This is a genomic window from Vibrio fujianensis (assembly GCF_002749895.1).
GTDB lineage: Bacteria > Pseudomonadota > Gammaproteobacteria > Enterobacterales > Vibrionaceae > Vibrio > Vibrio fujianensis.
The window spans coordinates 97,739-106,888 of the sequence record NZ_NBUS01000041.1; the positions used below are offsets into that span (position 1 = coordinate 97,739).

Sequence of the window (9,150 nt, forward strand, 5' to 3'; positions counted from 1 at the left end):
CCGCCGTTGCGGCCATGTTGGTTGCTAACTCTCCACTGAATGAACTCTATCAGCATGTACTGCACGCTCCTGTATTGGGTATGTCTGTTGCTCATTGGGTGAATGATGGTTTGATGGCACTCTTTTTCTTATTGATTGGCTTAGAAGTCAAGCGTGAGTTAATTGAGGGATCACTAAAGTCAAAGGAACAGGCGCTATTCCCAGCCATTGCTGCGCTTGGGGGCATGCTTGCTCCAGCGTTGGTTTATATGATGTTTAATTCTGCCGACCCAATGGCGAGTCAAGGATGGGCCATTCCAGCTGCGACCGATATTGCGTTTGCATTGGGCATTATGGCATTACTCGGCAATCGAGTTCCAGTGAGTTTAAAAGCCTTTTTACTGGCACTCGCCATTATTGATGATTTAGGCGTTATCATCATTATTGCGCTTTTTTATACGAGTGATTTATCGCTTGCGGCTTTAGGTCTCTGTGTGATCGCCATCGGAGGACTATATCTACTGAATCGTTACCGGGTGACTCAAACGGCACCTTATTTAATTGTTGGTGCGATATTGTGGTTTGCCGTTCTACAATCAGGGGTGCATGCAACCTTGGCTGGGGTGATTGTTGGTTTTGCGATACCACTGAAAGGAAAACATGTTGGACATTCACCTCTAAAACATTTGGAGCATAGGCTCCATCCTTGGTCGACTTTTTTAATTTTGCCACTATTTGCATTGGCGAATGCCGGGATTTCTTTGGCGGGTATTTCTATCTCTGGGCTAACGTCGACTTTGCCCATCGGTGTTGCATTAGGCCTATTTGTTGGGAAACCCTTGGGTATTTTTACCTTCAGTTGGATTTCGGTGAAACTGGGAATGACTAAGCTACCTGAGGGAATTGATATCAGGCATATTTTTGCAGTTTCTGTCTTATGTGGGATTGGCTTTACGATGTCGATATTTATCTCTTCTCTTGCATTTGGTAGCAATTATATTTTATTAGATAATTATGCTCGTTTAGGTATTTTGATGGGGTCGACCACTGCGGCATTAGCTGGTTATATGATGTTGCGAGCCACTTTACCGAAAAAAGTAACTTTAGAAATGCCATCTTCGCTTGCTCAAGCGAAAAAATAGTGGTTTTACTAGGCGAGGGTCAACAGCCCTTAAGTAATAAAATAATGTTTCAAGTCATTTCGTTGTACTAGTGTGTAATGGCATAGGTAGATTAAGCTAGCGTTATGTGTAGAAGAAAGTATGAAACAAGGTTTTTATGCTTTCTTCTTTCGTATACACTGAGCTATTCTTTAGCAAAAGCTTCTGGTTTATCTATCATGACGAATCATGAGGCAACCAAGGTGAACCTAGGATTAATATTTAGTTACTCACTAAGATAAAAACGTTGTTGAGTGTTCAATACAGCGTTAACGATTGGAGATCATTGAATGCTATTAGCATTAATGTCAGGATTTGTTGCAACTTTTTTGGTTCCTTTGCTGTATCGTCGGCTTGGGGAGCAGGCGGTATGGTGGATTGCACTGCTTCCTGCCGCTTTGTTTATCTATTTCTTCGGTTTTATCAACGCTATTGCCCAAGGTGATGTGCTTTTCTTCCATTATCATTGGATTCCATCGCTCGATATTTCTCTCGATTTAAGACTTGATGGATTAAGCTTGCTATTTGCATTACTCGTCAGTGGTATTGGGACTCTTGTCATTGTTTATACGGGGAGCTACCTTGCTGGGCATGCTGATCAACGTAAGCTTGTCATGTATTTATGTGCATTTATGGGATCGATGCTAGGGGTAGTTTTAACCAATAATCTGATGGCGATGTTTGTCTTTTGGGAGTTAACCAGTATCACCTCGTATATGTTGATCGGTTTTTATCATGAAGAAGACAAATCACGTAAGTCTGCACTGCAAGGGTTATTTATCACTGTAGGTGGAGGACTAGCACTTATGGCCGGGATTTTATTACTGGGTCAAATTGCAGGAAGCTACCAGTTAGATCAGATCATAAGTCAAGGGCCTCAAATCCAACAACATGCGCTCTTCTTTCCGATGATATTGCTCATTTTGGCAGGAGCATTTACTAAGTCAGCACAAGTTCCTTTTCATTTTTGGTTGCCTAATGCCATGGCTGCGCCGACACCGGTGAGTTCATTTTTGCACTCTGCGACCATGGTTAAAGCCGGAATCTACTTAATGGCGCGTTTGCAACCCGTGATGGCAGGAGAGAGTACTTGGACCATACTGCTTGTCACTGTTGGTGCATTGACCATGTTAGTCGGATCCATTATGGCAGTGACAAGTACCGATTTGAAACGTATTTTAGCTTATACCACGGTGGCTTCGTTAGGCACTTTGACACTACTGATTGGTATTGGAAATGAGACAGCATTAATTGCCGCGATGATTTTTCTGCTAGCGCATGCCTTATATAAAGGGGCACTTTTTATGGCGGCAGGAACGGTTGATCATGAAACGGGAACCAAAGATATTCGTCAGTTAGGTGGATTACGTCGCACCATGCCACAAACGGCTATCTTTATGTCGCTTGCGGCATTAGCTTTAGCTGGCATTCCACCTGTATTAGGTTTTATTGCTAAAGAGTCGATGCTGATGGGCCTATTGACGAGCCCGTGGCAGAGTATGCTGTTACTGGTTGGGGTTATATCATCGATCTGTTTAGTTGCCTGTGCTGGGTTAGTGGTCATTAAGCCGTTTTGGGGAGCAAAAATTGCCACTCCAAAATCACCACATGAAGCCCCTTTAGCGATGCGGTTAGGTTTTTCATTATTGGCGACACTTGGGCTCATGTTTGGGGTACTTCCGTCTTTGGTCTCACCATTGATTACTGCTTCTGCTTCTGCGGTGATTGGCCGTCCTATTGAGCCGGTGTCTTTATCGCTTTGGCATGGATTTAACCTTCCTCTCTTGATGAGCTTTCTCGCTTTTGTGTTCGGTTACTTGCTGTTTAAATATTGGGATAAATTATCAGCGCATGTTGTATGGGCTAAATCGTTACTTAATTATGGCCCTGAAAAAGGTTATGAATATTTCATGGTGGGGTTGGTGTCGTTTGCAAAGTGGCTAACAACTAAACTGCAAAATGGCTACTTGTCTAATTATATCTTAACCATCTTTATTACAACCATTGTGTTAGTCAGCTATACAATGGGCAATAAGGTTGGTTGGTATGGCACGTTGGATTTTTCTGGTGTCGAAGTGTATGAGATTTTGATCTCAGCAATCATTATCACCGTGGTCGGTTATGCCTGCATCACAGAACAGCGTCTGGGCGCAGTAGCAGCCATTGGTGCGTTAGGTTTTAGCATGGCGTTGATTTATGTATTCTTTAGCGCTCCTGATTTAGCAATTACCCAAGTTCTGATTGAAACATTAACCGTCATTTTATTGGTGTTTGTGTTATTTAAGTTACCAAGATTCCAGCGTTTATCTAGTTCAGATGTCAGGTGGCGTGATGCGTTAGTTGCAATTGTTTTTGGAGGGATGATGACATTGCTGGTCATGACCGTCATTCATTTTGCAGAGCCAGAACGTATTAGTGATTATTTGATTGAACATAGCTATGTAATTGCGAAAGGGCGAAATATTGTTAATGTAATTTTGGTGGATTATCGAGCTTTGGACACATTAGGAGAAATCTTTGTTCTCGCGCTTGCCGCGATTGGAGTGACGGCGATGATTAAATTGGACAAGGGTAAATCATGAAAACGGATTCCGCATTAATCTTGCAAGTTGCCGCTCGTTTTCTACTACCGATGCTGCTGCTTTTTTCTATTTTTTTATTGCTACGGGGTCATAATGAACCTGGTGGTGGCTTTATCGCTGGTTTAGTCGCTGCTAGTGCTTTTGCTTTGCATTTGTTTGCCTTTAACCCGTTACAAACTCGTCAATTAATGGGTGTTGATAGTGCTCAGTTGATGGGTATAGGGCTTATCATTGCGATGTTAAGTGGTGCCATTGGGGTCATTAAATCGGGTAGCCAATTTTTAACCAGTGTGTGGTGGACGGTTTATCTACCGGGTGTTGGTGAGCTGAAACTCAGCACTCCCTTATTATTTGATATTGGGGTTTATCTGGTTGTTATTGGTATGGTGACGACCTTGTTACTCACCCTCGCTGAAGTGGAGGATTAATCATGGCCACTTTATTTGCCTTTGTGATTGGCGGTTTGTACGCTGCGGCATTATTTATGATGCTCAGACGCAGTATTGTTAAACTGGTTATTGGATTAATGATCCTATCTAATGCTGCCAATCTTCTGATTTTTACTGGGGGAGGACTGGTGAGGGGCGCACCTCCTTTGATTCCTGAAGGGATGAATGTGCCTGCGACTGAAATTGCCGACCCATTGCCACAAGCCTTAATTTTAACGGCTATTGTGATTAGCTTTGGCGTATTAGCGTTTGCCGTTGTGTTGATTCACCGAGCTTATAAAGTGATTGGTGCCGATGATATGAACAAAATGAAGAGTACAGATTCTTAATTATGATACTACTAATGCCTATTCTTGTTCCCATGTTTGCGGCTGCCTTATCCATGACTATTTGGCGGCATCGCACTCTTCAGCGTTGGGTCAGTGTTTTTGCCAACTCCATTTTATTGATTTCGGCGCTGATCTTATTTCATGATGTGTATAACAACGGTATTCAAGTTGCCTACTTAGGGGATTGGCAAGCGCCTTTTGGTATTTCATTGGTGGCCGATTTATTGGCAGTGATCATGGTGACTGTCTCCGCGTTTGTTGCATTTTGTATTGCTATTTATGCATTGGCCACAATGGATGAAGAAAGGGAGGCTTTTGGGTTTTATCCTTTATTACATTTAATGCTAGCGGGAGTTATCGGCGCTTTTCTGACAGGGGATATTTTTAACCTCTATGTGTGGTTTGAAGTTATGCTGGTCGCTTCCTTTGGGCTTTTAATTCTCGGTGGCGAACGCGCACAGATGGAAGGCGCATTAAAATATGTAACCCTAAACTTGTTGTCTTCCGCCTTGTTCTTGAGTGCTGTGGGTTTATTGTATGCGTATGCTGGTACTTTAAATATGGCGGATCTCGGGAGTAAATTAGCGGAGTCTGATAATACTGGGGTCGTAACCGTCATCTCTTTGCTCTTTTTAGTGGCATTTGGAATAAAGGCGGCTGCGTTTCCGCTGTTTTTTTGGTTACCGGCTTCTTATCATACACCGCCAGTGGCTATTTCTGCGGTATTCGCAGGGTTATTAACGAAAGTTGGCGTATATGCCTTATACCGCGTATTTAGTGTCATTTTTATTGGAGATATTGCTTTTACGCATCACACACTTTTGTTGTGGATGGGGATATTCACAATGGTCACCGGTGTGTTGGGGGCCGCAGCACAATATGAAGTCAGACGGATTCTTTCTTTCCATATCGTCAGCCAAATTGGTTACATGATTGTCGGATTGGCCTTATTTACTCCTTTAGCGATTATGGGAGGGATCTTTTATCTTTTTCACCATATTGTGGTAAAAACGAATCTTTTTTTAATCAGCGGGGTTATGCACCGTTTACACGGTAGTTACCATCTTGAAAAATTGGGTGGTCTTTATAAATCTGCTCCTTTTTTAGCCTTTTTATTTGCGATTCCAGCGATGTCTCTGGCAGGCATACCGCCACTTTCTGGCTTCTTTGCCAAATTTGTGGTGATCAAAGCCGGTATTGATACCCAAGCATGGTTAATGGTCACATCGGCGTTAGCGGTGGGCTTATTAACACTTTATTCTATGGTGAAAATTTGGGCAGAGGCGTTCTGGAAGCCATTGCCGGTGGCAGCAGAAACGAAGCCACCTTTATCAGACGGTGAACGTTTTTGTCTCTATCTACCGATCATATTAATGGCAGGCGTTACCGTTACGATAGGGATCTGTGCTGAGTGGTTTGTCCAGCTAGCGAGTTTAGCTGCTGAGCAGATAATGAACCCACAAGGATATATTGATGCCGTATTAGGAGGCCAACCATGAAAGCTTTTGGATGGAATATGTTACTTGCTTTGGTATGGTTGGTACTGTCTGGAAATTACACAATTTCCAACTTATTTGCTGGGATGATCATGAGTTATGCCATTTTGGCTTACTTACTACGCGATAGCCCGACATTTGAGGCTTATTTTAAAAAATTACCGAAAGTGATTAGCTTTGGCTTATTTTTTATTTGGGACTTAATTAAAGCTAATGGGCGTGTTGCTTATGATGTTTTGACGCCCACTCACTTAATGAAGCCCGCAGTGATCGCGATTCCTTTAGAGTTACGTGATGAAGGAGCAATTACCATGTTTGCAACTCTCATTACCGTGACGCCGGGTTCTTTAGCATTAGATGTAGCGACAGATAAAAGTGTTTTATATGTTCATTTAATGTACTTTGAAGACGAGGCTCGTCAAATTGAAGAATTTAAACGTCTTGAAGCGCGTGTAATCGATTTATTGGGGTAAATAAGTATGTTAGATATTGTCTATACCCTCTGTTTTGCCATGTTAGCGCTGAGTCTAGTATTGGCAACGATTCGCTTACTAAAGGGGCCATCATTACCTGATCGCGTTGTTGCATTGGAACTAATGGCTTCATTAACGGTAGGTTTGGTTGTTCTTTATAGTATTCGTTATCAGCAACCTTACTTTATTGATGTGGCGATTGTATTGGCCTTAACATCATTTATGGCTGCAGTCGGTTTTTCCCGTTATTTAGAAAAGCGAGGACACCGTGATGATGACTGATTTTATCATCTCAATTTTGGTACTTTTAGGCTCTTTTTTAATGCTACTCGCTGCGATTGGAATAAATCGGATGCCTGATCTTCTCACTCGGATGCATGCAACGACGAAAGCGGGAGCGTTAGGGGTCGGTTTAATGGTAACTGCATTTGCCGTGGTCAATTGGGGCGACGTTGCTTTTGTGGTACGAGCATTTGCGGTTGTTATTTTTGTTATTTTAACAGCACCGATTGCCGCGCATGTATTAGCCAGAGCTAGCTATTTTGTTGGTGTACCTCAATGGGATGGCGTAGTAAAGGATGTAATTAAAGAGCGTTACAACTTAGAAACTCATGAGTTAGCCAGTCGTCATATGCCATCAAAAGAAGAGTTTGAACCACCCCAAAAGGACTAACTGATCATTTTTTATCATAAACCTGCCTATACGGCAGGTTTTTTATCATCAGCCAGGGTGAATACGATGATAAATAATCAAGCGGACATGCTCTGGTTTTGATAAAAAATCAAGATCTTTAATTCATCATCAAGCGTTATGAATTGAGAGATGATCTTAATAAATTATCGATGAAAGTCGTTGCGAATATCGCCAGTTGTATGTTAACGTCCGCAACAATCTCGGACGATGATTCTGGGGGATACGCGTAGTGACCATTCAAGCTGATTGTGACACTACGTAGGGTAGGTATCAGTAAATCCTTTTACTGATAGACGGGATACTATTGCTGTGAAAACAGCATGTTAATGGGAAACCCAACATTGAACTTACTTAACTTACACACATTAATAATCAGCTTTGTGCTTCCTCTATGCCCTGTTTATCAAGACAGTAGCATAACCGAACCTTGATTCTCTGTTTTAGTCATTGGCCATTGTTAATGGGCCAGATTCCGAATGTATCTTTTGAGTGCATTGGGAGTTTCACTATTTGTCATTTTTTCTCGAATAGTCATTGAGAAAGGACAAAACTTTAACTATTTCAAGGGAACGAAGATGAGCACAGCCTTTGAAGTCGATAACACTATCGCAACCTGTTTTTCCAACCAAGTACCTATACTCGATGGTCTTTATGATCTGACGCCTGATCAAGTGTTGCTTGATCAAGCTGAACACGAATCCGCGGTACGTTCTTATCCACGTCGCTTACCGATTGCGATTAAACAAGCTTTTGGTTGTTTAGTGGAAGATACTCGTGGACAGCTTTTCCTCGATTGTTTAGCTGGCGCAGGAACCCTTGCGTTAGGTTATAACCATCCTGAAATCAATCAAGCGTTGAAAGACCAGCTAGACTCTGGCTTGCCTTATCAAACCTTGGATATAGCGACTGCGGCAAAAACCCATTTTATTAAAACAGTGAAAGGATTTTTACCGACAGAACTTGCTGAACAGTGTGTCATTCAGTTTTGTGGGCCATCAGGTGCGGACGCGGTTGAAGCGGCGATTAAGCTTGCCAAACAAACGACTGGTCGTAATACCATGTTTGCGTTTCGTGGCGCTTACCACGGCATGACCAATGGGACGATGGGCATGATGGGCAACCTAAATACCAAGGCACGTCGCACCGGTTTAATGTCCGATGTGCATTTTATGCCCTTCCCATACAGCCTGCGTTGTCCGTTTGGACTCGGCGGTGATGAAGGAGCCAAAGCCAGCATTCGTTATATAGAGCGCTTATTGCATGATGACGAAGCTGGGATCATGAAACCCGCTGCGATCATTGTGGAGCCTGTACAAGGCGAAGGTGGGGTTATCCCAGCGCCAGCATTTTGGTTGCGTGAGTTGCGCCGTATCTGTGATGAACATGGCATTTTACTGATTTTCGATGAGATTCAGTGTGGGGTTGGTAAATCCGGTTATCACTTCGCCTTTGAAGAAGCCGGCATCATTCCTGATGTACTTTGTTTATCAAAAGCGATTGGCGGTGGTTTACCGATGTCTATTTTGGTGATCAACAAACAGCACGACACTTGGCGTCCAGGTGAACATACGGGAACTTTCCGCGGTAACCAATTAGCAATGATCTCAGGAGCTAAAGCATTAGAAATTATTGTTCGCGATAATTTGGTGGAGCATGCCAATATTGCGGGGCAATATTTACGCATGGGCTTAGAAAGTATCCAACGCCGTGTGAACTGTATTGCCGAGGTGCGTGGTAAGGGTCTGATGCTTGGTTTAGAAATTCAAGATCCAAGTGGTGAGCTGAATAAATTTGGCGAGCCTAAATCGGCACCACAATTAACCTTAGCCATTCAACGCGCAGCGTTAGAGCGTGGTTTGATGGTGGAAAAAGGTGGGCGTGATGGTTCGGTGATTCGTTTCTTACCCCCATTGATCATCTCTTTTGAGCAGATTGATTTTGCTTTACGAACGCTAGAACAAGCGATACTTGCTGCTGGTGGTAGCTTG

General features: G+C 42.9%; 9 protein-coding genes. All 9 read left to right on the plus strand.

Annotated features, from left to right (window positions below; genetic code table 11):
• On the plus strand, positions 1–1,121 hold a 1,121-nt coding region (nhaA, locus tag B7C60_RS07755; protein WP_245868883.1), incomplete at its 5' end, for a Na+/H+ antiporter NhaA.
• A gap of 308 nt (positions 1,122–1,429) precedes the next feature.
• A complete protein-coding gene (locus B7C60_RS07760) occupies positions 1,430–3,721 on the plus strand; it encodes a putative monovalent cation/H+ antiporter subunit A (protein WP_099611159.1) in 2,292 nt (763 codons plus the stop codon).
• Positions 3,718–4,149 (plus strand): Na+/H+ antiporter subunit B, encoded by a 432-nt coding sequence (locus B7C60_RS07765; RefSeq protein WP_099611160.1) that lies wholly within the window; start codon positions 3,718–3,720, stop codon positions 4,147–4,149. Before B7C60_RS07760 ends, B7C60_RS07765 begins: the two co-directional genes overlap by 4 nt.
• A gap of 2 nt (positions 4,150–4,151) precedes the next feature.
• On the plus strand, positions 4,152–4,499 hold the full coding sequence (locus B7C60_RS07770) for a Na+/H+ antiporter subunit C (protein ID WP_099611161.1): 348 nt from the start codon (positions 4,152–4,154) through the stop codon (positions 4,497–4,499).
• 2 nt (positions 4,500–4,501) lie between these two features.
• Entirely contained in the window at positions 4,502–5,998 is a 1,497-nt protein-coding gene (locus tag B7C60_RS07775; RefSeq protein WP_099611162.1) for a Na+/H+ antiporter subunit D, read from the plus strand.
• Positions 5,995–6,468: a Na+/H+ antiporter subunit E gene (locus tag B7C60_RS07780; RefSeq protein WP_099611163.1), complete on the plus strand. Its 474-nt coding sequence runs from the start codon at positions 5,995–5,997 to the stop codon at positions 6,466–6,468. Before B7C60_RS07775 ends, B7C60_RS07780 begins: the two co-directional genes overlap by 4 nt.
• A 6-nt stretch (positions 6,469–6,474) precedes the next feature.
• Positions 6,475–6,750: an MrpF/PhaF family protein gene (locus tag B7C60_RS07785; RefSeq protein ID WP_099611164.1), complete on the plus strand. Its 276-nt coding sequence runs from the start codon at positions 6,475–6,477 to the stop codon at positions 6,748–6,750.
• Entirely contained in the window at positions 6,740–7,141 is a 402-nt protein-coding gene (gene mnhG, locus B7C60_RS07790) for a monovalent cation/H(+) antiporter subunit G (RefSeq protein ID WP_237665739.1), read from the plus strand. Before B7C60_RS07785 ends, mnhG begins: the two co-directional genes overlap by 11 nt.
• 596 nt (positions 7,142–7,737) lie before the next feature.
• A partial coding sequence (locus tag B7C60_RS18360; RefSeq protein WP_245868886.1) for a diaminobutyrate--2-oxoglutarate transaminase family protein occupies positions 7,738–9,150 on the plus strand: 1,413 nt, incomplete at its 3' end.

Bases quoted from the DNA above. Each gene is read 5' to 3' on its own strand.
- B7C60_RS07770 (WP_099611161.1), top strand. From the start codon at position 4,152: ATGGCCACTTTATTTGCCTTTGTGATTGGCGGTTTGTACGCTGCGGCA.
- B7C60_RS07785 (WP_099611164.1), top strand. From the start codon at position 6,475: ATGTTAGATATTGTCTATACCCTCTGTTTTGCCATGTTAGCGCTGAGT.
- B7C60_RS07780 (WP_099611163.1), top strand. From the start codon at position 5,995: ATGAAAGCTTTTGGATGGAATATGTTACTTGCTTTGGTATGGTTGGTA.
- mnhG (WP_237665739.1), top strand. From the start codon at position 6,740: ATGATGACTGATTTTATCATCTCAATTTTGGTACTTTTAGGCTCTTTT.
- B7C60_RS07765 (WP_099611160.1), top strand. From the start codon at position 3,718: ATGAAAACGGATTCCGCATTAATCTTGCAAGTTGCCGCTCGTTTTCTA.
- B7C60_RS07775 (WP_099611162.1), top strand. From the start codon at position 4,502: ATGATACTACTAATGCCTATTCTTGTTCCCATGTTTGCGGCTGCCTTA.
- B7C60_RS07760 (WP_099611159.1), top strand. From the start codon at position 1,430: ATGCTATTAGCATTAATGTCAGGATTTGTTGCAACTTTTTTGGTTCCT.